Origin of the sequence: Rhizobium sp. AN68 (assembly GCF_030758035.1) — a bacterium.
Taxonomy (GTDB): Bacteria; Pseudomonadota; Alphaproteobacteria; order Rhizobiales; family Rhizobiaceae; genus Agrobacterium; species Agrobacterium tumefaciens.
In genome coordinates this window covers 1,745,004-1,770,179 of sequence record NZ_JARWMI010000002.1, presented here as the reverse complement: position 1 = coordinate 1,770,179, position 25,176 = coordinate 1,745,004, and the positions used below count along the sequence as shown (strand labels likewise).

Annotated in this window: 25 protein-coding genes and 1 pseudogene; 16 read left to right on the top strand and 10 right to left on the bottom strand. The window is 59.7% G+C overall.

The annotated features are described in order from the left end of the window. Window positions 1–5: 5 nt before the first annotated feature. The 6 genes from RBH71_RS11490 to RBH71_RS11465 all read right to left on the bottom strand — a co-directional run bounded on the left by RBH71_RS11490 (window position 6) and on the right by RBH71_RS11465 (window position 6,320). Window positions 6–905, bottom strand: coding sequence for a sugar phosphate isomerase/epimerase family protein (locus RBH71_RS11490; protein WP_004431052.1), 900 nt, complete (start codon window positions 903–905; stop codon window positions 6–8). A 143-nt stretch (window positions 906–1,048) separates the two neighbouring features. Continuing rightward, entirely contained in the window at window positions 1,049–1,990 is a 942-nt protein-coding gene (locus RBH71_RS11485; protein WP_111795301.1) for a sugar ABC transporter substrate-binding protein, read from the bottom strand. Window positions 1,991–2,272: 282 nt separating this feature from the next. Then, window positions 2,273–3,301: a LacI family DNA-binding transcriptional regulator gene (locus RBH71_RS11480; RefSeq protein ID WP_111800740.1), complete on the bottom strand. Its 1,029-nt coding sequence runs from the start codon at window positions 3,299–3,301 to the stop codon at window positions 2,273–2,275. A gap of 403 nt (window positions 3,302–3,704) precedes the next feature. Next, the gene (gene pcaF / locus RBH71_RS11475) at window positions 3,705–4,910 is read right to left on the bottom strand and encodes a 3-oxoadipyl-CoA thiolase (RefSeq protein ID WP_019567006.1); all 1,206 of its coding nucleotides are present in this window, start codon (window positions 4,908–4,910) and stop codon (window positions 3,705–3,707) included. A 10-nt stretch (window positions 4,911–4,920) separates the two neighbouring features. Continuing rightward, a complete protein-coding gene (locus RBH71_RS11470) occupies window positions 4,921–5,616 on the bottom strand; it encodes a CoA transferase subunit B (RefSeq protein ID WP_038495101.1) in 696 nt (231 codons plus the stop codon). Beyond that, the gene (locus RBH71_RS11465; RefSeq protein ID WP_038495098.1) at window positions 5,613–6,320 is read right to left on the bottom strand and encodes a 3-oxoacid CoA-transferase subunit A; all 708 of its coding nucleotides are present in this window, start codon (window positions 6,318–6,320) and stop codon (window positions 5,613–5,615) included. The genes RBH71_RS11470 and RBH71_RS11465 overlap by 4 nt, the downstream gene beginning before the upstream one ends. Before the next feature lie 137 nt (window positions 6,321–6,457). Between RBH71_RS11465 and RBH71_RS11460 the strand changes: the two genes are divergently transcribed. Beyond that, window positions 6,458–7,219 (top strand): IclR family transcriptional regulator, encoded by a 762-nt coding sequence (locus RBH71_RS11460; protein ID WP_323687299.1) that lies wholly within the window; start codon window positions 6,458–6,460, stop codon window positions 7,217–7,219. Here the strand turns inward: RBH71_RS11460 and RBH71_RS11455 are convergent. Then, window positions 7,165–8,112 carry a helix-turn-helix domain-containing protein gene (locus tag RBH71_RS11455; RefSeq protein ID WP_038495095.1) on the bottom strand — a complete coding sequence of 316 codons (948 nt, stop codon included), beginning with the start codon at window positions 8,110–8,112 and terminating at the stop codon, window positions 7,165–7,167. The genes RBH71_RS11460 and RBH71_RS11455 overlap by 55 nt on opposite strands. A 118-nt stretch (window positions 8,113–8,230) precedes the next feature. Here RBH71_RS11455 and pobA point away from each other — a divergent pair. Then, window positions 8,231–9,404: pseudogene (gene pobA, locus RBH71_RS11450) on the top strand (4-hydroxybenzoate 3-monooxygenase). Here pobA and pcaQ read toward each other — a convergent pair. After that, entirely contained in the window at window positions 9,401–10,342 is a 942-nt protein-coding gene (pcaQ, locus tag RBH71_RS11445) for a pca operon transcription factor PcaQ (protein ID WP_019567002.1), read from the bottom strand. The pseudogene pobA and the gene pcaQ sit on opposite strands and share 4 nt — an antisense overlap. Window positions 10,343–10,437: 95 nt before the next feature. Between pcaQ and pcaD the strand changes: the two genes are divergently transcribed. The 12 genes from pcaD (at window position 10,438) to aroQ (ending at window position 19,730) form a co-directional block, all read left to right on the top strand. Beyond that, window positions 10,438–11,235, top strand: coding sequence for a 3-oxoadipate enol-lactonase (gene pcaD / locus RBH71_RS11440; protein ID WP_111800737.1), 798 nt, complete (start codon window positions 10,438–10,440; stop codon window positions 11,233–11,235). Between the two features lie 3 nt (window positions 11,236–11,238). Next, window positions 11,239–11,661, top strand: a complete 423-nt coding sequence (pcaC, locus tag RBH71_RS11435) for a 4-carboxymuconolactone decarboxylase (protein WP_004431033.1) — start codon at window positions 11,239–11,241, stop codon at window positions 11,659–11,661. Beyond that, window positions 11,658–12,398, top strand: a complete 741-nt coding sequence (gene pcaH, locus RBH71_RS11430) for a protocatechuate 3,4-dioxygenase subunit beta (RefSeq protein ID WP_004431032.1) — start codon at window positions 11,658–11,660, stop codon at window positions 12,396–12,398. Before pcaC ends, pcaH begins: the two co-directional genes overlap by 4 nt. Before the next feature lie 2 nt (window positions 12,399–12,400). Beyond that, window positions 12,401–13,021, top strand: a complete 621-nt coding sequence (gene pcaG, locus RBH71_RS11425) for a protocatechuate 3,4-dioxygenase subunit alpha (RefSeq protein ID WP_004431030.1) — start codon at window positions 12,401–12,403, stop codon at window positions 13,019–13,021. Window positions 13,022–13,039: 18 nt separating this feature from the next. Beyond that, complete coding sequence (locus RBH71_RS11420; RefSeq protein WP_111795293.1) at window positions 13,040–14,101, top strand: 3-carboxy-cis,cis-muconate cycloisomerase; 1,062 nt, start codon at window positions 13,040–13,042, stop codon at window positions 14,099–14,101. A gap of 368 nt (window positions 14,102–14,469) precedes the next feature. Next, window positions 14,470–15,138 (top strand): amino acid ABC transporter permease, encoded by a 669-nt coding sequence (locus RBH71_RS11415; RefSeq protein ID WP_004431026.1) that lies wholly within the window; start codon window positions 14,470–14,472, stop codon window positions 15,136–15,138. A gap of 10 nt (window positions 15,139–15,148) precedes the next feature. Beyond that, on the top strand, window positions 15,149–15,799 hold the full coding sequence (locus tag RBH71_RS11410) for an amino acid ABC transporter permease (protein WP_004431025.1): 651 nt from the start codon (window positions 15,149–15,151) through the stop codon (window positions 15,797–15,799). A 43-nt stretch (window positions 15,800–15,842) separates the two neighbouring features. Then, window positions 15,843–16,679 carry a transporter substrate-binding domain-containing protein gene (locus RBH71_RS11405; protein WP_004431022.1) on the top strand — a complete coding sequence of 279 codons (837 nt, stop codon included), beginning with the start codon at window positions 15,843–15,845 and terminating at the stop codon, window positions 16,677–16,679. A 34-nt stretch (window positions 16,680–16,713) separates the two neighbouring features. Next, entirely contained in the window at window positions 16,714–17,553 is an 840-nt protein-coding gene (locus RBH71_RS11400; RefSeq protein WP_111800736.1) for a transporter substrate-binding domain-containing protein, read from the top strand. 29 nt (window positions 17,554–17,582) lie between these two features. Then, entirely contained in the window at window positions 17,583–18,344 is a 762-nt protein-coding gene (locus tag RBH71_RS11395; RefSeq protein ID WP_004431018.1) for an amino acid ABC transporter ATP-binding protein, read from the top strand. Between the two features lie 58 nt (window positions 18,345–18,402). Continuing rightward, window positions 18,403–19,290, top strand: a complete 888-nt coding sequence (locus tag RBH71_RS11390; RefSeq protein WP_013762364.1) for a shikimate dehydrogenase — start codon at window positions 18,403–18,405, stop codon at window positions 19,288–19,290. After that, complete coding sequence (gene aroQ, locus RBH71_RS11385; protein WP_004431014.1) at window positions 19,287–19,730, top strand: type II 3-dehydroquinate dehydratase; 444 nt, start codon at window positions 19,287–19,289, stop codon at window positions 19,728–19,730. Before RBH71_RS11390 ends, aroQ begins: the two co-directional genes overlap by 4 nt. On the opposite strand, the gene RBH71_RS11380 is transcribed toward aroQ, so the two are convergent. Further along, window positions 19,702–20,397, bottom strand: coding sequence for a TetR/AcrR family transcriptional regulator (locus RBH71_RS11380; RefSeq protein WP_004431011.1), 696 nt, complete (start codon window positions 20,395–20,397; stop codon window positions 19,702–19,704). The two genes, aroQ and RBH71_RS11380, sit on opposite strands and share 29 nt — an antisense overlap. A gap of 121 nt (window positions 20,398–20,518) precedes the next feature. On the opposite strand from RBH71_RS11380, the gene RBH71_RS11375 reads away from it, so the two are divergent. After that, entirely contained in the window at window positions 20,519–22,420 is a 1,902-nt protein-coding gene (locus RBH71_RS11375; protein ID WP_111800867.1) for a bifunctional sugar phosphate isomerase/epimerase/4-hydroxyphenylpyruvate dioxygenase family protein, read from the top strand. A gap of 80 nt (window positions 22,421–22,500) precedes the next feature. Here RBH71_RS11375 and RBH71_RS11370 read toward each other — a convergent pair whose 3' ends face one another. Continuing rightward, a complete protein-coding gene (locus RBH71_RS11370) occupies window positions 22,501–22,794 on the bottom strand; it encodes a putative quinol monooxygenase (RefSeq protein ID WP_162632722.1) in 294 nt (97 codons plus the stop codon). 523 nt (window positions 22,795–23,317) lie between these two features. On the opposite strand from RBH71_RS11370, the gene RBH71_RS11365 reads away from it, so the two are divergent. Beyond that, on the top strand, window positions 23,318–25,138 hold the full coding sequence (locus RBH71_RS11365; RefSeq protein WP_004431005.1) for an ABC transporter ATP-binding protein: 1,821 nt from the start codon (window positions 23,318–23,320) through the stop codon (window positions 25,136–25,138). Window positions 25,139–25,176: the final 38 nt, after the last annotated feature.

The window sequence follows — 25,176 nt, the reverse complement described above, 5'->3', positions numbered from 1 at the left end:
AAACCTCACTTGCGGTACTTTTCGATATAGTTGTTGATCTCGGCGCACATGAACCTGCCCGATTCATCGGCCCTGTCCTCCCACGCGAAAACACAGGAGGTCATGATGCCGTCGAAGCCGATTTCGGAAAGCGTGCCGAAGAAGTCGTCCCACGGCACCTCACCCTGGCCGATGTTCAAGTGCTGGTGCACGCGCGCCTGCGTGCCGGGCGGGTTGAGAATGTAGCGCAGCCCTGAACTGGCCTTGTGATTGAAGGTATCACCGACATGTACGTGGGCGAGCACATCCTTCGCTTCGCGCAGCATCGCCTTGGTGTCGTCACCGAAATAGAAGGTGTGCGGGGCGCAATAGAGAAACTTCACATTCTTCGAATTGACGGTGCGGATGATGTCGAGCGCCGGCTGAAGTGTCTCGCACCAGTCTTCCGGATGCGGCTCGACATGCAGATTGATGCCTTCGCGCTCGAAGATCGGCACAAGTTCTTCCATTGAACGCCACCAGGCATCCTCGCAGGCCTCGATCATCGAGCCGGTATGGCAGCAATAGCAGGAACCCTTGTCGGGATGCGGTCCCCGGCCAAATTCGGAGTTCATCGTATCGACCTCCAGTTCGACGGCGATCTCGATGGCGCGTTTCCAGTGCTTCACTGCCGCCTGCCGCTCGGTCTCGTCATTGGAGGCCCAGCGATACATCGGCAGCAGCGAGGCAATCTTGACGTTTTCGGCCGCCAGCGCCTTCTTGAACGAGCGGATCCTTTCGGGAAACACGCGTGGCGCCTTGAACCATTCGAGGAAATCGGCGCGCGGGCTGAGCTCGATCCAGTCGTAGCCGAGCTCCCTAACTTTGGCGGGAAGGGCCTCGAGGCTGAGATGGCGGTGCATGAACGGGTCGATGGCGATGCGCATTTACGCTTCCTTGTCGTCGGTATCTGTTGAGGTCGTTGCGGACAGGTTAGGCCGCGGTCCGGGAGAAGAGACCGCGGCCTTGGGCCTGCTTGTCCATGAGCGGCCCCTTGGTTTATTGCCGGCATTCCCAGTGAATGCTGGCCTCAGTTCTTCGCCTGATAATCCTTGAGGTTGGCGGGCGTGACGAGTTCGAAGGGCACGAAGACCTTCTTGTCGATCGTCTCGCCCTTGGCGAGTTTCAGCGCGGCATCCACCGCGCCCTTGCCCTGGCCGGCGGCATTCTGGAAAACACTGACATCCAGTTCGCCCGCCGCCATCGCGGCAAGTGCATCCTGGGTCGCGTCGATACCCGCAATGATGACGCCGTCCATCGGCCGGCCGGTCGCCTTCAACGACTGGATCGCGCCGATCGCCATCTCGTCATTGTTGGAAATCACCGCATCGAACTCAACGCCAGCCGAGAGCCAGTTGGTCATCAGGTCCGACCCCTGCGTGCGCGACCAGTTGGCTGATTGCTCCTCAACGAGCTTGATGAAGCTGCAATCCGGAGTGGCGACGACCTCCTTGATGTCCTCAGTCCGCATGCGCGCCGCCTGGTTGGAGAGTTCGCCCATCATCACCACGGCCTTGGCTTCCGTCTTGCCGGCAGCCTTCAGAAGCCGGCAGACTTCCTGCGTCTGCAACGTTCCCGACTGTTTTTCATCGGAAGCGACGAAGGCCTGCTTGTCCGGCAGGTTGTCGAGATTGACCGGCTGGCGGTTGACGTAGACAAGCGGAATGCCGGCTGCGGCAGCCGCCTGCGAAAGCGCCACCGTCGCATCCGTATCGACGGGATTGACGATGATGGCGTCGACGCCAGCCGCGACAAAGTTCTGCACCTGGCTCAATTGTTTGCCGACATCGTTCTGGGCGTCCTCGATCTGCAGCGAGACACCGCTCATGCCCTTCGAATAGTCGATCATGCCGTTACGCAGCACGGTCAGGAAATTGTCGTCGAACAGGGCCATCGAAACGCCGATGGTCTGAGCCGAAGCCGTGGTCGCCAGCATGGTGGCCAGAGCCGCAATCGCAAAATGTCTTTTCATGTCATCCTCCTCCGAAACTCTTGAAAAGAAACCGGTCGCACAGCCGCAAGTGCATCGCGCCACAGCCGATCGCCGGCAAAAGGATACCCGTCGCCGAAGATGGAAATCTGCGGCGTTCGGCAACCTTGAAACATCGTTATTGTCGTGGATCAGCCTCCTGCCCGCTCCACATGCCGGCAACATGATCCTAGTCCGGGGCCGGCGTCAACGCGTCTTCGGCGGGCAAAACCATCATGGCTGATAGAAATAGACGCGGCATTTATGATAGAATCTATCAAACGATCAAAGGCTCTCAGGAACCCATAGATGAGCGGGCACAAATCTCTGTCCCGGCGTTTCCGCCATGCCGTGTTCGATGGTGTGAACCATCGTGGCAACAAGGTCCGTGCATAGTTCGCGAAGCGGTGTCTGGAACACGCCGGTAATACGCCGCTCGAGCAGCGCCTGACGGGATTCCGGCGTCAACTCGTTGACGAGGCAGACGATGGTTTCCTGGCGGTTCTCCTGCTGCAAGGCCTCGATCACACCTTCCATGCCGCCGCCGATGCAATAGATGCCGATGAGATCTTGGTGTTTGGCGATGGTGTCCATGACAAGCTCGTAGGTCAGCCGCCGCGTTTCCAACGTGATCAGCGCATCCATCACCTCAAATTCCGGCGCATATTCCCTGATATAGCTGCGAAAACCGGTTTCCCGCAGTGAATGGCCGTGAAAACGGTGGCCACCTAGCAATAGCAGCACCTTGCCCTTGCTGCGCGCCAGCCGCGAGATCATCCACGCCGCCGTGCGCCCGACCTTCATGTTATTCGCGCCAAGATAGGCCTCCCGCACACCCTGCGCGAAATCGGAAAGCAGGGAAAAGGTGGGAATACCCTTCGCCTTCAGCGCCTCAACGGCCGCCGTAACGTCATGATGGTCAGGCCCGGTGGCCGCAACGGCCTGCACCCGACCTTTCATGCCGGACAGAAGGGCCGCAAGCTCGCTCGGCTCGCCCGACTGCGCAAATTCGATGCGCAGGTTCAGATGGCGATCCCTCACGTTACGCGCCGCAAGCTCCAGCTCATCGGCAAATGCCTGGTAAAAGGAGTGCCGTTCTTTCCGCAGAATGATTCCGAGATTATAGGACGGCAGATCGGCCAGCATGCGCTGGCGGATAATGTTGGTGGCATGGAAACCGATCTTTTCCGCCGCCTCGAACACCCGCCGCGAGGTTTCCTCCCGCACCGGCAGGCGACCATTCAATACCCTGTCGACAGTCGCAACGCTGACGCCGGCGGCGTTTGCAACATCTGTGATTGTCGGACGCTTCATGAAGACACCCCTTACACGGAAAGAATCCTGTCATACCCCGCAAAACATGTCACAGATCATGATAGAATCCAACGCAAACCGAGATTTCGGCGAGGGGTGCCATAGCACGCGGCATAAATATTGATGGCTGGGGTGTCCGGTGCGAGGCCTGCTTTTCCACTTCCCTCATCTTTGTGCTTGTCACAGAGATCCAGCCAGCCCAAATCCTTGGGCTGAAAAGACTCCCTCCGCCGCGCAGGCGCGCGTCGGCTGGATTCCTGCGACAAGCACAGGAATGAGGGGAGTTGGAATGCACCAACGCGAGAAAATCATGCGTGGAGTTCCTGAGCACCTGCCGACATAGCTGAAGACACGGCGGCAGCGGCATCCGGACCGTTCAACAGAACCGAATGCCGCGGTCCCGTCAGACCCGCTCGAGCGCCACGGCAATGCCCTGCCCGACGCCGATGCACATGGTCGAAAGCGCATAACGCTTGCCGGTCAGAGAAAGCTCGAGTGCTGCGGTGCCGGCAATGCGCGCACCGGACATGCCAAGCGGATGCCCAAGCGCAATCGCGCCGCCATTTGCATTCACCCGCGCATCGTCATCGGCAATGCCGAGCTGGCGAAGCGTTGCGAGACCCTGGCTGGCGAAGGCTTCGTTCAGCTCGATCACGTCAAGCTCTTCCTGTTTCAGGCCTAGACGCGCCAGAAGCTTGGCTGAGGCAGGCGCAGGGCCGATGCCCATGACGCGCGGCGGAACGCCGGCAGTTGCTCCGCCGAGAATGCGGGCAATCGGCGTCAGGCCGTATTTCTTTGCGGCTTCAGCCGAAGCGATGATGAGAGCCGCCGCACCGTCATTGACGCCGGATGCATTGCCCGCCGTCACTGTCGCACCGTCGCGCTTGTTGACCGGCTTCAGCTTTGCAAGGGCCTCAAGGCTCGTCGCGCGCGGATGTTCGTCTTTAGACACCACCAGCGGATCGCCCTTGCGCTGCGGGATCGTGACCGAGACGATTTCCTTGTCGAGGCGGCCATTGGCCTGCGCGTCGGCTGCCTTTTGCTGGCTGCGAACGGCAAAGGCGTCCTGATCTTCGCGGGAGACCTGATAATCGACGGCGACGTTATCACCGGTCTCCGGCATGGAATCGACGCCATATTGCGCCTTCATCAGCGGGTTGACGAAACGCCAGCCGATGGTCGTGTCGTAGATTTCGGCATTGCGTGAAAAGGCACTTTCGGCCTTGGGCAGCACGAAGGGCGCGCGGCTCATGCTTTCCACGCCGCCTGCGATCATCAATTCCGCCTCGCCGGATTTGACGGCACGGGCAGCGGCGATGACAGCGTCCATGCCCGAACCGCACAACCGGTTGATGGTGGTTCCGGTCACCGAAACCGGCAGGCCTGCCAGCAGCAGTGACATGCGGGCAACATTGCGGTTATCTTCACCCGCCTGGTTGGCGCAGCCAAAGATCACGTCCTCAACGGCTTCCCAATCCACGGACGGGTTACGCTCGACAAGCGCCCGCAAGGGCACAGCACCGAGATCGTCAGCCCGCACTGAAGACAATGCACCGCCGAAACGGCCGATCGGTGTGCGGATATAGTCGCAGATGAATGCATCGGTCATCGGTTGTTCCTCAAAGTTCCGGGGCGACAAGATCGGCGACTTCGCCATCGACATGGAGACGCGCGCCGGTCATGGCCTGCAATTCATCGAAGCTCATCGCCGCCAGCTTTTCGCGCAAAACGAAACGGCCATCCACGACGTCAATCACCGCATGGCTGGTGTAGATGCGGGTGATGCAGCCGACGCCAGTCAGCGGAAAGGCGCATTTTTCGACAAGCTTCGGCTCGCCGTTCTTCGTCACATGTTCGGTGATGACGAAAACCTGCTTGGCGCCATGCACCAGATCCATGGCGCCGCCAACGGCGGGCACGCCCTTGGAGCCAACGCGCCAATTGGCGAGATCACCATTCTGCGCCACCTGATAGGCGCCGAGGATCGCCACATCCAGATGCCCGCCGCGCACCATGGCGAAGCTGTCGGCATGGTGGAAGAAGGAGGCACCCGGCTTCAGCGTCACGGCCTTCTTGCCGGCATTGATGAGGTTCCAGTCCTCTTCACCTTCCGGCGGCGCTTCGCCGAAATTCAGGATGCCGTTTTCGGTGTGGAAGATAGCCTGACGGCCGGGCGGCTGGTAACGGGCGACCATTTCGGGAAAACCGATACCGAGATTGACGTAAGCTCCATCCTCGATGTCCTGCGCCGCGCGCCAGGCGATCTGGGCGTTGGAAAGCTTGATATCGTCGCGAGTGTTGATTGGCTGGGTCATGCGTAGGCTACTCCCGCACGAATGAGGATTTCCTCCTGTTGCGGATTGGCGATCTCCACGACGCCGTTGACGAAAATGCCGGGCGTGACGACATGCTCGGGGTCGATCTCGCCGGCAGCGACGATCTTGGAGACCTGGGCGATGGTGGTGGCTGCCGCCATGCACATCAGTGGGTTAAAATTGCGCCCCGCCTTGTTGTAGGTGAGATTGCCGTAGGTATCGCCAAGCTCAGCCTTAACGATGGCGAAATCCGCCTTCAGCCAGCGTTCCTGAACATACGACCGGCCGTCGAATTCGGCGATCGGCTTGCCATTGGCAAGCTCCGTGCCGAAGGCAGTCGGGGTGTAGAATGCCGGAATGCCGGCGCCACCGGCACGGATGCGCTCGGCAAGCGTGCCCTGCGGCACAAGTTCCAGCTCGATTTCGCCGGCCAGATATCTGTCGGTGAAAGCGCGCGGATCCGAAGAGCGCGGAAACGAGCAGATCATCTTCTTGACCATGCCCGCATCGATCATTGCGGCAATGCCGATACGGCCATTGCCGGCGTTGTTGTTGATGACCGTCAGGTTTTTCGGTCCCTTGTCGATCAGGGCGTGGATCAGCTCGATGGGCGCGCCGGAGCCGCCAAAACCGCCGATCATCACCGTCGCGCCGTCGCCGATACCGGAAATGGCATCAGCCGCGCTTTTGATTGTCTTGTCCATATCAATCCTCCATCCAGCCCAGCAATGGGAACTCGCAAGGCTGCTTGGCGCAGAGCTAAATCCGAATCCGCCTCGACGGCAACAATTTTGTGCGTTATATGATTTTTGTTTGTATATCGCACAACTGGAGCCGCGACATGGCCGTCAACGAAAGAGACATGATGGGCGGTCTCGCCAAGGGGCTGAAGGTGATCGAGGCGTTCAGCGCCGAGCGTCCACGCCTCTCCATTTCCGACGCGGCAGAAATCGCCGGGCTCGACCGCGCCACCACGCGGCGCTGTCTGCTGACACTGTCGGAAATGGGTTACGCCGCCTATGACGGCAAGTTCTTCACTGTGACGCCCAAGGTGCTGCGGCTTGGCACCGGCTGTCTTGCCACCATGCCGCTGCCGCGCATCGTCCAGCCCCTTCTCGACCGTCTTTCGGAAGAGATCGGCCACAGCACATCAGTCTCCATTCTGGACGATACCGAAATCGTCTACGTGGCGCGCGCCGCCCAGCAGCGGGTCATGTCCATCGCCCTCATGCCTGGCTCGCGCCTGCCCGCCTATTGCACCTCCATGGGCCGCGTTCTCCTCTCAGCCCTTACACCGGAACGGCAGCGCGAGGTCCTGGAACACTCGCGGCTGGTGGCACGGACGGAAAAGACGATGACCGGTATCGACGCCCTGCTTGACGAACTCGAGGCGACCCGCAATCGTGGTTATGCCCTGATCGATCAGGAGGTGGAGATCGGCCTTCGCTCCATTGCCGTGCCGGTGAAAATGGTGCGCGGGCAGACGGTCGCAGCACTCAATGTCGGGCTTGCCGCCTCGGTAGCGTCCATGGAGGATCTGGTGGAACGTTATTTGCCGCCACTGCTTTCCGTCCAGCGTGAGCTGGGGAGAATGCTTGCCTGAGGTGAGGCCGAAGCCGCGCCGTCATCTCCCATTTTCCGCCGTTCAGCCAATCGCCATGCCCGCGGTGTCATGCCTGTTTCCCGCTTGAAGAAGCGGTTGAAATAGGCCGGGTCGGCAAAACCGAGATCTTCCGCAATCATCTGCACGGTCGATACGGTGAAGATCAGTTCCTGCTGGGCGATCTCGATCTGGCGCCTGGCAACAAGCCGTTGCAGGCTGAGGCCGGAAACGGAACGGACGAGACGGTTGAGATGGGTCTCGGAAAGGCCGAGCTTCTGCGCATAAAACGCCGCCTTGCGCGGCTCGCGAATATGTCGGGCGATCAGTGACAGCAGGAGTTCGAAGCGCTGTTCCGCAGGGCCTTCCCCGGTTCTTTCCAGTAGAGGCCGCGCCGCTCGTGCAAGAAGTGCAGCCACGGTGGCAAGCTGACCTTCGATCATCGCCTCCCGGCCTATCTCGTGGCTTTCATACTCCGCGGAGATATGTTCGAAATCCCTGCGCAATCGCTCGCCCTCGGAGAAATCCTGTAACGGCAACAACACGGGCTGCTGGAAATTCCGCAGCAGCAGCGCCTGCACGGATGCGGCAAGCGCGCCCGGCAGCACGGTGACGATCACCCCGCCAATATCACGCGAAAAACGAAAGCCGTGCTCGAAACCCGGCGGTACGACAATGGCGACCGGTGGGCGGATAGCCTCGGTGAGGCCATCCAGCAATGCATCGCCCTCGCCGCCCCAAATGTACAAGATTTGCAGGAACGCGGCATGCCGGTGCAGGCCGATTTCAAAGCGATGCAGGCTGCTTCTGGAAAAAAGCGTCTCGCAATGAAAGCGGAAAGCGGTTCCTTGCGCAGTCTCCTCGCCATATAGGCCTTCATTCGCCGCAACCCGCATGTCACCCCAGCTCCCCGCATCATGGTCGAATTGTGCAATTTACGGATCAGAAAGTCCATTGAGCTTGTCGCGCGCTTTGGTCAATTTCCTGACAGGAGACAATTCCGGGAGGAAAATAATGCGCACCAAGGTCGTCATCATCGGCTCCGGCCCTTCGGGTCTGCTGCTTGGTCAGCTGCTTGCCAATGAAGGCATCGATACCGTCATTCTCGACCGGGCCGGCAAGGACTACATCCTCGGTCGGGTCCGCGCCGGGGTGCTGGAAGAAGGCACAGTGCACCTTCTGGAAAAGGTTGGCGCCGACAAACGCCTGCACAAGGAAGGTCTGCCACATGACGGTTTCTCGCTGGCCTTTGACGGGCGCGATCACCGTATCGACCTCTTCGATCTTACCGGCGGCAAACGTGTAATGGTCTACGGTCAGACGGAGGTGACGCACGACCTGATGGATGCCCGCGAAAAAGCGGGGCTCACCACAATCTATGAAGCCTCGAATGTGGAGCCGCATGATTTCGATGGTACCAGCCCCTATGTCACCTATGAGAAAGACGGCGTAAGCCACCGGATCGATTGTGATTTTATTGCCGGATGCGATGGGTTTCACGGCGTCAGCCGCAAATCCGTGCCTGAGCGGTCGATCAAGGAATTCGAAAAAATATATCCCTTCGGCTGGCTCGGTATTCTGGCCGAAGTGCCACCCGTCAGCCACGAACTCATCTATGCCAACCATCCCAGGTGGTTTTGCGCTCTGTTCGATGCGCTCGCACACGCGCAGCCGCTATTACCTGCAATGTTCGCTGGAAGACCGGACGGAGGACTGGAGCGATGAGCGCTTCTGGGATGAAATCCGCCGCCGCCTGCCGGAAAACCACGCCGATGCCCTGGTGACTGGGCCGTCATTTGAAAAATCCATTGCACCGCTTCGGTCCTTCGTGTGCGAACCGATGCGCTTCGGGCGATTGTTTCTGGCGGGCGACGCCGCCCACATCGTGCCGCCAACCGGCGCCAAGGGCCTCAACCTTGCTGCCAGCGACGTGCATTATCTCAGCGAGGCGCTGGTCGAATTTTACCGTGAAGGGTCGGAAGCAGGCATCGATTCCTATTCGCAGAAAGCGCTATCCCGCGTCTGGAAGGCCGTACGCTTTTCCTGGTGGATGACGACAATGATGCACCGCTTTCCCGATACCGGCGAATTTGGCCAGCGCATCCAGGAAGCGGAGCTGGATTACCTCGTGCATTCCCGCGCTGCCTCCACGGCGCTTGCGGAAAACTATGTCGGGCTTCCCTATTAGGAAACAGTTTCGGGCTTCGGGTCGAGCAGTTCGCGCGCAGCTTCGCGAATGGCCTGTATCAGCAGCGACAGCGGCAGTGAGGGCTGCGTATCGGCCCGCACCGTCAATCCGACCGGGCCGCTGGTATCGCCGGTATCGACCGGCAGGATCGCCAGAGTTCCATCCGCCACATCGCCTGCGACCACCCCTTCCGAAATGATCCAGACGGCATCACTGGTGCGCAGGAACGCGCGACCAAACGCATCCGATACCGTTTCGATGCGGATCGGCAAGGCCGGCACCCCATTGGCGATCAAGAACTGCTCGACGATGGGACCGATCACCGACTGGCGGGTGGGGATCAATACCGGGAACTCGTGCAGGTGATCGAAAACCGAAATGCCCGGTGACAGCAGCGGATGGCCGGCGCGCACGACGAACCGCACCTTTTCGGAATAGAGATGCTCGAAGGAAAAGCCCGCCATCTTTTCCGGCGCAGCCAGGCGCCCGACGACGAGATCCAGATCGCCGACGCGCAACTGCTCCAGAAGAACGGCATTGTCACCGGTGACGATCTTGACAGGGCTGCCGGTTTTTTCCGAAAGAAATCCCGCCATGGCTTTCGGCATGATCCTCACCGATACGGTCGGCAAGGCACCGACGCGAACCGGCGGGCCGGCACGCGCCGCCTCCTGCGAGACGGAATCGACCGCATGGCGAAGTGCCGTCATCGTTGCCCCGGCATGGCGCAGGAACACCTCGCCATAGCGACTGATGCGGATGCCGCGCCCCTCGCGGTCGAACAGCGAGACGCCGAGAATCTCCTCGAGTTCGCGGATGGTTTTCGTTACCGCCGGCTGGCTGACATGCAGGATTTCCGCCGCACGAATGACGCTTTTCTGGCGCGCCACCTCCACGAAGGTCTGAAGATGCCGGAACTTTATACGCTGCTCGACCATCGAACATATAATCCATTGGTTATATTTTTCACCGATAATGTCATTTTACTTAACCGGAACGTGCTTGCAATATCGTCAACAGGAGGACGTACATCATGCATTTTCTGCGCTGTGGCGAAAACGCGATCCATTATCGTGCGCACGAACTGGAAAGCGGCAAGCCGGTCATCGCCTTTATCAATTCGCTTGGCACCGATTTCCGTATCTGGGATGCGGTGATTGCGGAACTTGGCGACAAATATGCTTTCGTCCTGCACGACAAACGTGGCCATGGCCTGTCCGATATCGGCCGCCCTGCCTATTCGATAGACGATCACGCGGACGACCTGATTGCCATCCTCGATCATCTTTCCGTCGAAAATGCGGTCATCTGGGGTCTGTCGGTCGGTGGACTGGTTGCACAGGGAATTTATGCCCGGCGTCCCGATCTCGTGCGTGCCCTTGTGCTCAGCAATACCGCCCACAGGATTGGCACCGCCGAGATGTGGAACGCGCGCATCGACAAGATCGCCGCTGACGGCCTTGCCTCGCTGATCGATCCGGTGATGGAGCGCTGGTTCACACCAGCCTTTCGCCAGCCGGACAACGTGGTTTATGCGGGCGCGCGCAACATGCTTTCCCAACAGCCGGAGGCCGGTTACAGCGGCACCTGCGCCGCCATACGCGATGCCGATTTCACGCACGAAGCGGGCCGCATCGCTGTTCCGACGCTCTGCGTGGCGGGCGATGAAGACGGGTCGACACCGCCAGTACTGGTGCAATCACTGGCGGACCTCATTCCCGCAAGCCGTCTCGCCACCATTGCACGCTGCGGCCACATTCCTTGCCTTGAACAACCGCTCGCCTATGCGCAGGCGGTCGGTGATTTTCTGAAGACCTTGCCGGAGCACTGACAGATGGCGGACAATATCGACAAGAACGAGAGATTTGAGCAGGGCATGAAAACGCGCCGCGCCGTGCTCGGTGACGCGCATGTCGACCGCGCGCAGACGGTGACGACGGGGTTCGACCAGCCGTTTCAGCAGCTCATCACCGAAGCGGCCTGGGGCACGGTGTGGTCCGGTAACCACTGGACGAAGCGCGAGCGCTCGATGGTCACCATCGCCTTGCTTGCCGCACTCGGTCAGGACGAGGAGCTTGCCATGCATGTGCGCGCCACCGCCAATACCGGCGCCACCGAAGCGGATATTCGCGAAGCGCTGCTGCATGTCGCAATCTATGCCGGCGTGCCCGCCGCCAACCACGCTTTCAAGACCGCCAAGCTTGCTCTGGCCGGCATGAAAGCCGATAGTTCCCGCGACGAGGAGGAGACGAAATGAGTAATACAAAGCCCGAAACCGGGCCGTTCTTCGCACGCGACCGCGATATTCATCCGCTGGCCTATGCTCCCTGGTACAAGACCTCTATCCTGCGTTCTCCGCAGCGCGCCCTGATTTCGCTGGAAGGCACCAAAAGCGAGATCACCGGGCCGGTTTTCGGCCACAGCCTGCTGAACGAGCTGGATAACGACCTGATCCTCAATTATGCCCGCCCTGGCGAAATGCCGATTGGCCCGCGTATTCTGGTCCACGGCCGGGTGCTGGACGAGCGCGGCCGCGGCGTGGACGGTGCGCTCGTGGAATTCTGGCAGGCCAATGCCGGCGGGCGGTATCGCCACAAGAAGGAAACCTATCTCGCCGCCATCGATCCGAATTTTGGCGGCGTCGGCCGCACGATCACGGATGAGAACGGTTATTACTGGTTCAAGACCATCCAGCCTGGCGCTTACCCCTGGCCGAACGGCGTCAACGACTGGCGGCCTGCCCATATCCACTTCTCGGTCTTCGGCCACGGTTTTGCCCAGCGGCTGATAACTCAGATGTATTTCGAAGGCGATCCGCTGATCTGGAAATGTCCGATCGTCAAAACCATCCCGGACGAGGATGCGATCAAGCGGCTGATCGCGCCGCTGGATATGAATTCAAACATTCCCATGGACATGCTGGCATACAAGTTCGACATCGTGCTTCGCGGCCGCCGCTCCACGTTTTTCGAAAATCGCAAGGAAGGCAACTGATCATGGTCCAGCCGCTCGGTTATCTCAAGGAATCAGCGTCGCAGACGGCAGGTCCATATGTCCATATCGGCTGCACCCCCAATTTCGTTGGCATCGAGGGCGTGTTCGAAAAGGACCTGGGCTCCGGCGCGCTCTATAACGACAAGGCTCGCGGCGAACGCATAAGCGTGCGTGGCACGGTCTACGACGGCGCTGGCATGCCTCTGAAGGACGCCTTGATCGAAATCTGGCAGGCGGATACGGACGGTTATTACAACAGCCCCAGCGAAACACGCGGCAAGGCGGATCCGAATTTCACCGGCTGGGGCCGCTCGCCCGGCGACATGGATACCGGCGAATTCATCTTCGACACCATCAAGCCCGGCAAGGTGCCCTTCCGCGACGGCCGGTGGATGGCGCCGCACGTCACTTTCTGGATCGTGGCGCGCGGTATCAATATCGGCCTGCAAACCCGCATGTATTTTCCCGAGGAGCAGGAGGCCAATGCCGCCGATCCGGTCCTTGCCCGCGTCGAGCAGAAAAGCCGCATCGCCACCCTTGTCGCCAAAAAGGAGGAAGGAAACATCTATCGTTTCGATATCCGCCTTCAGGGCGAGGGCGAAACCGTGTTTTTCGATATCTGAGCGGAGCCGTAACCTGAGATGAGCCTTTCCCCCTTCGAACATCCGTTTCTCTCCGGCCTTTTTGGCGACAGCGAAATCGTTGAGCTGTTTTCGGCCAGAGCGGATATCGATGCCATGATCCGTTTCGAGACGGCGCTGGCGCAGGCGCAAGCCGGGGCCGGCGTCATTGAAGCGGATGCGGCGGATGCGATCGTCTCCCGCCTTTCCGATTTTGCCGCCGATACCACCGCGCTTCGCCATGGCGTCGCCAAGGACGGCGTTGTGGTGCCGGAACTTGTCCGGCAGATGCGGGCGGCGGTTGCCGGTACTGCGGCGGAAAAGCTGCATTTCGGCGCCACCAGCCAGGATGTCATCGATACCAGCCTGATGCTGCGGCTGAAGGCGGCAGCGGAAATCATCGCGGCACGGCTCGGCCGCCTCATCGATACGCTGGGTGATATTGCGGCCCGCGATGGCAGCAACCCGCTGACGGGATATACCCGCATGCAGGCCGCCATCGCCATCACGGTCGGCGACAGGGTGGAAAGCTGGATCGATCCGCTGGAACGGCATCTGGTTCGGATCGACACGTTTTTGCAGCACGGTTTTGCCGTCCAGTTCGGCGGTGCGGCCGGCACGCTGGAAAAGCTCGGCGACAATGCCGGCACTGTCCGCGCCGATCTCGCAAAGCGTCTCGGCCTTTCTGACAGGCCGCAGTGGCACAGCCAGCGCGACGGTATCGCCGAGCTTGCCAATCTGCTGTCGCTCGTCACCGGCACGCTTGGCAAGTTCGGGCAGGATATCGCGCTTCTGGCCGAAGTCGGCGCCGAAATTCGCATGAGCGGCGGGGGTGGTTCCTCGGCGATGCCGCACAAGCAGAACCCGGTCAATGCGGAAACGCTGGTGACGCTGGCACGCTTCAACGCCGTGCAGATTTCGGCGTTGCACCAGTCTCTCGTTCACGAACAGGAACGTTCGGGCGCGGGCTGGATGCTCGAATGGCTGTCGCTGCCGCAAATGGTGACGGCAACGGGGTCCTCACTCCTGATCGCCGAGCGCCTCGCGGGGCAGATCGACCGGCTGGGAGCAAGCGAAGAATAAAGAAGGAATGACAGATTTTCGCGAAGACTGAGCGGCCTTCGGGCGCTCCTGCCAGCGAGATGGGAATGGCGCGGGCGCGCGATGAAAACGCTTGCGACCAATCACATTAGTCGTTGATAAAAAACGACTTTCTTGAACAAGATGAATGAAGAAAAAGTGATCTTTAAGCTGTTTCTAACCGGAGTTGGCGCTTGACACAAAATTGAACTAACTGGTACAAACATTCAGGTTAACGCTATGCTGGCACAGAAGTGTGGAGCTTCCCCGGCACGGTAAAAACAAACGGAGGGCTTTGGAGCCACAGGGTTTCCAAAGCGATGCGAACAAGGCGAAACGTCTGTTCGGACCCGAACGGGTTGGGAGGAAATATGTCTTACAGTCTCGATTTTTCGGCGGTCATAGACCGTCTGCCCGAGCTGCTTCTGGCCTGTCTTGCAACGATCGGCCTTGCAATCGCCGGCATGTCGCTTGCCACCGTCATCGGGGTTCTCGGCGTCGTGGCCCGCCGCTCGCGCTTCAAGCTGCTGCGCGGTCTGGTCATCGGGTTCGTGGAAGCCATTCGCAACACGCCGTTTCTGGTGCAGATATTCTTCATCTTCTTCGCCCTGCCGCAAATCGGCATCAAGCTTAACCCCACGGTCACGGCCATCATTGCGCTTGCGTTGAACGGCGGCGCCTATGCCATTGAAATCATTCGCGGCGGTGTCGATTCCATTCCCAAGGGCCAGGTTGAGGCGGGATTGGCGCTTGGCCTGCACCGGGCGCAGATCTTCCGGCACATCATTCTGAAGCCGGCGCTTCGGGCGGTCTATCCGTCACTCACCAGCCAGTTCATCATGCTGACGCTGACCACTTCGGTCTGTACCTCGATTGCGGCTTACGAGCTGACCTCGGTGGCCCAGCAGATTGAAGCGGACACCTTCCGCTCCTTTGAGGTCTATTTCTCGATCACTCTGCTTTATCTGGTCATTTCCTCGCTGATGATGGGGGTATTTTCCCTCATCTCCCGCACATCGTTCAGCTATCCGGTCAAGTGAGGAAAAGACAATGGCATCCATCGGTTCCAACGAATTGTTCTTCCTGCTGCAGGGCCTGAAATGGACCCTTGCGCTGACCCTGATCGGCTTCATCGGCGGCGGCATTTTCGGCCTTTGCGTCGCGCTTGGCCGCGTTGCCGAAACCCCGGCGATCCAGCGCGCCAGCACCGGCTTCATCGCGATTTTTCAGGGCACACCGCTCCTGATGCAGCTTTTCGTCGTCTATTACGGCGTGGCGCTTGCGGGCCTGAATGTCGATGCCTGGATTGCGGTCGCCATCGCATTCACCCTGCATGCCAGCGCCTTTCTGGGCGAAATCTGGCGCGGTGGCATCCAGGCTGTGCCGAAGGGTCAGACCGAAGCCGCCAACGCGCTTGGCCTGCACTACGTGTCGCGTATGAAGGACGTGGTTCTGCCGCAGGCCTTCAAGATTTCGCTGCCCGCCACCATCGGTTTTCTGGTGCAGCTCATCAAGGGCACGTCGCTTGCCGCCATTGTCGGCTTCGTCGAACTGTCCCGCGCCGGCCAGATCGTCTCCAACCAGACGTTCCGTCCGCTGACGGTCTTTGCCATCGTCGGCATCATGTATTTCCTGATCTGCTGGCCGCTTTCCCTGTGGGGCGCCAGTGTAGAAAAGCGGATGCAAGCCGCTTCCCGCTAATACCCATCAACATGTCATCAAGCTTTGTAAGGAGGAGCAAAAGATGAAATCCAACGGTAAATTCTCACGTCGCACCCTGCTCGCGCTCGCCGCAGCAACGGTCGCCCTGCCCTTTATCGCACCTGTCGACGCCTTCGCCGGCACGGTGGATGAGGCCAAGGCCAAGGGCAAGGTCGTAATCGGCATTCAGGGCGACAATTCGCCTTGGGGCTTCGTCAATTCGAGCGGCGTTCAGGATGGCCTCGATGCCGATATCGGCAAGGCGTTTGCCGAATATCTCGGCGTCAAGGTGGAATTCGTACCGCTTGCCGTGGCAAACCGCATTCCGGCCCTTCTGACGGGCAAGGTCGACCTGCTGTTCGCAACCATGGGAATGACCGCCGAGCGCGCCAAGACCATCCAGTATTCCAAGCCCTATGCCGGTAACGTGCTTTCCGTCTACGGCCCCAAGGACAAGAAGATCGGCAACTATGACGATCTGACCGGCGTCTCCGTCGGCGTTCCGAAGTCCAGCGCCATGGACACGGCGATCACGGCAGGTGCAGGCTCCAAGGCCAAGATCCTGCGCTTTGACGATGATGCCGCGAACATTCAGGCGCTGATTTCCGGCCAGGTCGAGGTTGTCGGTGGCAACCAGTTTTATGGCGACCGCCTCAATCAGGCTGCCAACGGCAAATACGAGCCGAAGTTCGACCTGACGACGCTTTACAACGGCGCCGGCACCCGTCCGGGTGAAAAGGACTGGAACGAGACCGTCAACGCCTTCCTCGACAAGATAAAGTCGGATGGTCAGCTTGCCAAGATCTACGACAAGTGGATGAAGCGCGAAGTTCCCGCTTTCCCGGAAAGCCTGCCGGATATTCCTTTCACCGTGAAGTGAAGACCGGAAGAGGCTGGATTGGGAGGAGTAACCAATGGGAATCTTTAACAAACAGACGCGTTGGCGAACAGCCATCGCTGTCGGATTGGCAGCAGCTTTGCTGCCAATCCTGACACCCGCAGGCGCAGAAGCCAGAACACTTGACGAAGCAAAGTCCAGCGGCAAGATCATCATCGGCATTCAGGGCGACAACGCGCCTTGGGGCTTCATAAACTCCTCTGGTGTTCAGGAAGGTTATGATGCGGATTTGGCCCGCGGGTTTGCGGACTATCTTGGACTGAAAGTGGAGTTCGTGCCGCTTGCAGTCGCCAACCGCATCCCGTCGCTTCGCACCGGAAAGGTCGATGCCCTGTTCGCGTCGATGGGGATGACGCCGGAACGCGCGAAAAACGTACAATATGCGCAGCCTTACGCGCATAACGTCATGTCGGTCTATGCCACCAAGGACAAGAAGATCGCCAACTTCGACGATCTCACGGGAATGACCGTCGGCGCGCCGAAATCCAGTCCGATGGACACGGCTTTGACCGCAGGTGCCGGCACCAAGGCAAAAATTCTGCGTTTCGACGATGACGCCGCCACCATTCAGGCGATCCTGTCGGGCCAGATCGAGGCAATCGGCGGCAACCAGTTTTATGGTGACCGTCTCGCAGCGGCTGGCGGCAAGGATTACGAGGTGAAGTTCGACCTCGTGACCCTCTACAACAGCGCCGCAACGCGCCCCGGTGAAAAGGACTGGAACGAGGCACTCAACGCTTGGCTCGACAAAGCCAAGGCCAATGGCGAGCTCGCAAAAGTCTATGCCAAATGGATGAAGCGCCCGGTTCCGGACTTCCCGGCCTCGCTTCCTGACATTCCCTACACCGTTAACTAACGCTGCTTCCCAGCATGAAGGAAAGTTCCATGTCGCAATCCTCCGCCGCACAGGCTCCGCTGATCGCCCTTGAAGGGGTTGGAAAGTGGTATGGAGCCTTCCATGCGCTGAAAGGCGTCAACATGACGGTTCGCAAAGGCGAAAAAATCGTTCTTTGCGGCCCGTCCGGTTCAGGAAAATCCACCCTTATCCGCTGCATCAACCATCTGGAAGAAATCCAGGAGGGCAAGATCACGGTCGAGGGAACCACGCTTTCGGATTCGACCCGCGCCATCGATGCGGTCCGCCGTGAAGTGGGCATGGTGTTCCAGAGCTTCAATCTCTTCCCGCACAAGACCATCATGGAAAACTGCACCCTGGCGCCCATGCGGGTGAAGGGCCTGTCGAAAGCCGATGCGGAAGCGACCGCGCGCAAATATCTGGAGCGCGTGCGCATTCTCAATCAGGCCGATAAATATCCGGCGCAGCTTTCCGGCGGCCAGCAGCAACGCGCAGCGATTGCCCGTGCGCTCTGCATGGAGCCGAAAGCCATGCTGTTCGATGAGCCGACTTCGGCGCTTGATCCGGAAATGGTCAAGGAAGTGCTCGACACGATGATCGGTCTTGCCCGCGACGGCATGACGATGATCTGCGTGACCCATGAAATGGGCTTTGCCCGGCAGGTTGCCGACCGTGTGGTCTTCATGTCGGAAGGCGAAATCATCGAGGAAGGCCCGCCGGACGAGTTCTTCCGCGATCCCAAGCACCAGCGTACCCGCACATTCCTCGGCGAAATTCTCGCCCATCACTAAGGCTCACTCGGAGCCGACAGGCAGGCGGGGATGACCCCCGCCTCTCCCACCACGTTCGATGAGCGATGACCTGATCATGACAGACACCAAATCCTTCAAGGTCGGCCTGATTGGCGCCGACATCCAGCTTTCCAAATCTCCCGCGTTGCACATGCGCGAAGGGGCTGCCCACGGCCTCGATTATTCCTATGAGCTTGTCGATGTCGTGGCGCGCAAGCTGCCGGAAAGCGCGCTTCCCGATCTGCTCAATGAGCTGGAATCGCGCGGCTTTGCCGGCACCAACATTACCCATCCCTTCAAGCAGGCAGTGCTTCCGCACCTGCATGAATTGTCTGATGATGCCCGCATGCTCGGCGCGGTCAACACCGTCGTCTTCAAGGACGGACGTCGCATTGGGCACAATACGGACTGGTACGGATTTTACGAAAGCTTCATGCGCGGCCTGCCGGATGCGAAACGCGACCGGGCGCTGCTGGTCGGTGCTGGTGGTGCAGGCGTTGCGGTGGCCCATGCGGCGCTGAAACTCGGCATTACCCATCTCGATATCTGCGACCGCGATTTCAGCCGCGCCGAGCATCTGGCTGCCGAACTCAACGCCCGTTTTGGCGAAGGCCACGCCTTTGCCGTGAAAGACCCGGCAGATTCCCTGCCCTTCGCGGATGGGTTGATCCACGCCACACCGATGGGCATGCCCGCCCATCCCGGCATGCCGGTCAAGGCCGACCTCCTTGAACAACGGCACTGGGTGGCCGATATCGTTTATATGCCGCTGGTGACCGAGCTTCTTGCGACGGCGGCCCAAAAAGGCTGTCGCACCCTGCCCGGTGGCGGCATGACGGTGTTTCAGGCTGTTGGCGCGTTTCGGCTGTTCTGCGGCCGTGAACCTGATGCCGAACGCATGACGGCACATTTTACCGAAATTTGCACGAAAGAGGGTGTGGCGTGAGCCTTTTCACCATACTTAACGGACCGAACCTCAACCTGCTCGGCCAACGCCAGCCGGAAATCTACGGCTACGAGACGATGGCCGATGTGGAGGCCAATTGCCGCGCGATTGCCGAGGCGGCGGGCCACGAGATATTCTTTGCCCAGAGCAACCGGGAATACGAGCTGATAGACTGGATCCATGCGGCGCGCGGCACATCGGCAGGAATCGTCATCAATCCCGGTGCCTTTACCCATACCTCGGTGGCGATCCTCGATGCACTCAACACCTTCGAGGCACCGGTGATCGAGGTTCACATTTCCAACATCCACAAACGGGAGATCTTCCGCCACCATTCCTATATCTCGACGCGCGCCGAAGGCGTGATCGCCGGTCTCGGCATCGAAGGTTACGGGGTGGCGCTCAGCCACCTCATCGGCCGTCTTTCCCGATCTTCGTGATATGGTCAGGGCTCAGCACATATCGCAACACCATGTCGCTGACGTGATGCGACAATGTTTGCTGACCCTTCTCGGTAAACAGCCCGTCGCCGAAGATGAACGAGAAGGTTGCGACGTTCGAGACGTTGAAAAAGGACAGCGCGCTGATCTGCCAGTGCAGTTCCAGCGCGTTGATGCCGTTGCGGAAAATGCCGCTCTTCTGGCCGCGCAGCAGCACGCTTTCCAGGGCATCGATGGCCGGCCGGTTGAGCTGGCGGATCGTTCCGGACGATTGCATGTGCCGGCCGTGATGAATGTTCTCGATCATCACCATTCGGATGAAAGCCGGGTTGCGGCGATGGTGATCGAAAGTGAACCGACAGAGCTTTTCGAGCGCCGCAACCGGCTCCAGACCATCCAGCTCCAGATCGCTCTCGCCGCCACGCACCTTGGCATAGGCTTCTTCAAGAACGCGCTGGTAAAGCCCTTCCTTGTCGGTAAAATAATAATAGATCATCCGCTTGGATGTACGCGTGCGGGCGGCGATCTCGTCGATGCGCGCCCCCGACAGGCCGTTTTGCGAAAACTCCTCCATCGCAACGGAAAGAATGTCTCGGCGCACGCCTTCCGGATCGCGCTTCGCCTGCCGGGTTTCGCTGGTGCCGTTCGAAGTTGCGCTTTTTGTCATGATCCATCCATCAGCAGGGTATACGGCTTGCCGCCGCACCCCTATTATTAACCAATTAGTACATAACGCTGAAAAGGAACGCAATATGGCGAGCTATGACACAGGCAAACAGGGTGTGCCAATGCGTACTTCCATCGCCACCGTCTCCATCAGCGGCGAATTCCCAGAGAAACTGGCGGCCATTGCGAAAGCCGGTTTCACCGGCGTGGAGATTTTCGAGAACGATTTCCTGACCTACGACGCCTCGCCGCGCGAGGTGAAGGCCCTTGCGGCAGATCATGGGCTGGATATCACGCTTTTCCAGCCGTTCCGCGATTTCGAAGGCATGCCGGAACCGCACCGCGCCCGCGCCTTCGAGCGCGCAGGGCGTAAATTCGACATCATGGGCGAACTCGGGACCGATCTGATGCTGATCTGCTCGAATGTCTCGCCGGTGTCGCTGGGTGGCATAGACCGCGCCGCCGCCGATTTCCATGAGCTTGGCGAGCTTGCGGCCAGGCATGGTGTTCGCGTGGGTTACGAGGCGCTGGCCTGGGGCCGGCACATCAGCGATCATCGCGATGCGTGGGAAGTGGTGCGCCGCGCCGATCACCCCAATGTCGGTATCATCCTCGACAGCTTCCACACGCTGTCGCGCAAGATCGATCCCAACTCCATCCGCTCCATTCCCGGCGACAAGATCTTCATCGTGCAATTGGCCGACGCACCGCTGATCGACATGGACCTGTTGTACTGGAGCCGCCATTTCCGCAACATGCCCGGCGAAGGCGATCTGCCGGTGGTGGATTTCATGCGCGCTGTCGCCGCAACCGGTTATAGCGGCCCGCTGTCGCTCGAAATCTTCAACGACCAGTTCCGCGGTGGCTCGGCGCGCCTGCTGGCTGAGGACGGCCATCGTTCGCTCATCAACCTCATGGATCAGGTGCGCCGTCTGGAGCCCGACATCCGCATCGAGGCGCCCGCCATGCCTGAGCGGGTGCAAACGGAAGGCGTGGAGTTTGTCGAGTTCACAACGGCGCCGGAGGAAAAGGCCAATCTGGAAGCGCTGCTCGCCACACTTGGTTTTGATAAAACCGCGAGGCACCGCAATCGCGATGTCGATCTCTATACGCAGGGCGACATTCGCATCGTCATCAATACCGGCGGTACCGGTGAGAGTTTCGCCGGTGCATCCTACTCCATCCACGGCACCAATGCCTATGCATTCGGCCTGAAGGTCGATGATGCGCAGGCAGCGCTTGCGCGTGCGGCAGCGCTGGGCGCGCCGACATTCGCCGAACCGCGCAAATCCGGCGAAGTCGCGGTTCCAGCCATTCAGGGCGTGGGCAATGGCGTCATCTATTTCCTCGACGGGTCCAAGGCGCTCGCCTCCATCTGGGACAATGAATTCGCACCGGTCGATGCGACGGCACCGGCAGGCAATACCGGACTGACCCGCATCGACCATCTTGCGCAAACAACGCATTACGATGAAATGCTGACCTGGCTTCTGTTTTACACATCGCTGTTTTCAACGCGCCGCACGCCGATGGTGGATGTGGTCGATCCCGGCGGTCTGGTGCGCAGCCAGGCCATAGAAAGCGTGCCCTCCCCGCGTTTCCGCCTGACCATGAACGGCGCCGACAACCGAAAGACCTTCGCCGGCAAATTTCTGGCGGAAGGTTTCGGCACCAGCATCCAGCACATCGCCTTCGCCACGGACGATATCTTCGCCACCGCCAAGGCTCTGCATGCGCGCGGCTTTCACGCCCTGCCGATCTCGCGCAATTATTATGACGATCTGGAGGCCCGCTTCGGGCTGGAACCGGAATTCTCCGACGCACTCCGGGAAGCAAGCATCCTCTACGACCGGGACGACAACGGCGAATATTTCCAGATCTACAGCCGCACCTTCGGCGAAGGGTTCTTCTTCGAAATCGTCGAAAGGCGCGGTGCCTACGGCGGATATGGCGCGATGAACGCCCCCTTCCGCATCGCTGCGCAGCGGCGTCTTGCGCCACCGATCGGCATGCCGAAGGAATAGGCGCAGACACCAGTCCACTGGTGCTTCAAAAATGCAAACAGGCCGCAGCCAGCAGGAATGCCGCTGCGGCCTGTCTTTATTTACGCCAGCATCACTATCTCATAGTCCCGTGGAATGGCGGAGGTGGCCACAAACCATTTAGATGCGCGCGTGCGCTGCTGATGAAAATCGAAAGCAGCGCGGTCCACAAAAAGCTCTTCCACCCTCCAGATCAGGGGGTCTTCGGTCTGCGATACCTCAAAGGAAATACAGCCCGGCTCCGCTCTGGTCAGGCGAATGTGATCGGGTAGATGGCTTTCTACAAGTTGAACATCCTGCACCGATGCGCAACGCAGTAAGCCGGATAGCCTGACCGCACCCGTTCTATTCGTCATACCCGGTATCCTTTTTCAATGGTCTTCGTCCGGCCTGTATCACGGGCAGCGGCACCCGCAACCACTGAAATCGATACATCCTCAATACAGACTAAAAACATCCCTTAATCGGGGTCTGGCCCTTCGGCACACCCGCGCCCAAAATAAATGCACTTGCGTATTTGTAGAGCAGTATACAAAAATTGTTCAACACTCTGGACATGATTGTCCTGTTTTGTTAGCTTTTTTGTAAAACAAGGGGTGGGGAATACAAGTTCATGCGCATCATCGATTCTGAGACTGGCAACAGGCATTTTACCGGCACCGGTGAGGTCGACCGTAGCACTTCGACCAGGTCGCAATTCCCGTATCGACCGGCAGCAGCCAATCTACATCGCGCCTGAAACGCCATGCGCTTTCTTTTTGACACTCCCATCCTCCGGCATAGCGTTTCATCCCGCGCGCCTGCCCCACGCCCTTGCCCCCTCACTATTTCAGATGGCCGCGCCGGCATTGCCGCGCATGCCAAGCCGGAGACGCTGATATGACTGCCGCAAACCGCAACGCCCTCCTCTCGGTTGAAAACCTGAGCGTTGAGTTCGGCGACAGCCGCGTCGTGGACGATATTTCCTTTGCCGTGGAAGCCGGCAGGACAGTGGCGATCGTCGGCGAATCCGGATCGGGCAAATCGGTCACGTCGCTCTCGACCATGCGTCTTGCGGATATGATGGGCGCGACTTACCCCGCCGGTCGCATCATGTTCGAAGGCAAGGATCTGCTGAAGGCATCGCAGAAGGAAATGCGGTCGATCCGCGGCAAGGAGATCGCCATGATCTTCCAGGAGCCGATGACGTCGCTGAACCCGGTCTTCACCATCGGTGACCAGATCTGCGAAGTGCTTGTCCTGCACGAGAAAATGGGCAAGGCGGCGGCCATGGCCGAGGCAAAAAAGTTGCTCGACATGGTGCGGTTGCCGGATGCGGCCGAGCTTCTGCACCGTTATCCGCATCAGCTTTCCGGCGGCATGCGCCAGCGCGTGATGATTGCCATGGCGCTTGCCTGTCGGCCGAAGCTGCTGATCGCCGACGAACCGACGACGGCACTTGATGTCACCATTCAGGCGCAGATCCTCAACATCATGCGCGACCTGCAAAAGAAGCTCGGCATGGGCATGGTCTTCATCACCCATGACATGGGCGTGGTGGCGGAAATGGCGGATGACGTCGTCGTCATGTGGAAGGGCAGGAAGGTTGAGGAAGGCCCGGTCAAGGACATCTTCGCCAATCCGCAGCATCCCTATACGCGGGCGCTGCTTTCCGCCGTTCCGCGCCTCGGCAGCATGACCGGCGAAGAGTTTCCCAAGCGCCTTCCGCTCACCGTCCTGCAGGATGGCCAGCCGGTCGTGGTGGGCGAGGAACGGGTGCAGAACACCGCAAAATACGACGAGAAGCCGCTGCTTTCGGTTCGCGACCTGTTCGTTCGCTTCGATATTCGCAAGAACCTGTTCGGCAAGGCGACGCACCGTTGCAGCGCCGTGCAGAAGGTCAGCTTCGACATCCATGCCGGAGAGACGCTGGCGCTGGTCGGTGAATCCGGTTCGGGCAAATCCACCATCGGCCGCACAATCCAGCAGCTACAATCGGCGGTATCAGGCGAAATATCCTTCAACGGCCGCAGCTATTCTGAGATGTCGGCAGCGGAACGTTTCCGCATGCGGCAGGAAGTGCAATATATCTTCCAGGACCCCTTCGCCTCGCTCGATCCGCGCAAGACGGTAGGTTTCTCGATCGCCGAACCGATCAACACCCACGGCCTGATCAACGATGCCAAGGCGGTGCGCCGCCGGGTGGATGAACTGCTGGAACGGGTGGGTCTGAGTTCGGAACATGCATCGCGGTATCCGCACGAGTTTTCGGGCGGCCAGCGGCAGCGTGTCTGCATTGCCCGCGCGCTCGCCTCCGATCCCAAACTCATCATCGCCGACGAAGCGCTGTCGGCGCTCGATGTCTCCATCCAGGCGCAGATCATCAATCTGTTCATGGATTTGCAGGCGGAACGTGGTCTTGCTTACCTGTTCATCAGCCATGACATGGCGGTGGTGGAAAAGATGAGCCACCGCGTCGCGGTGCTTTATCTCGGCCAGATCATGGAAATGGGCAGCCGCCAGCAGGTCTTCGAAACGCCCACGCATGATTATACGCGCCGGCTGCTTTCCGCAGTGCCGGTTGCCGACCCCCTGATCGAGCGCCGCATCGCCATGATCGAGGGCGAAATTCCCAATCCCGTGCGCCGCGTCGGCGATGAGCCCGCCATTCTCGCCCATGAGGAAATCAATCCAGGCCACTTCATCGCGAAGAGTGCCTGAACAATAACCAAAACCGTAACCATCTGAAGAGGAACAGG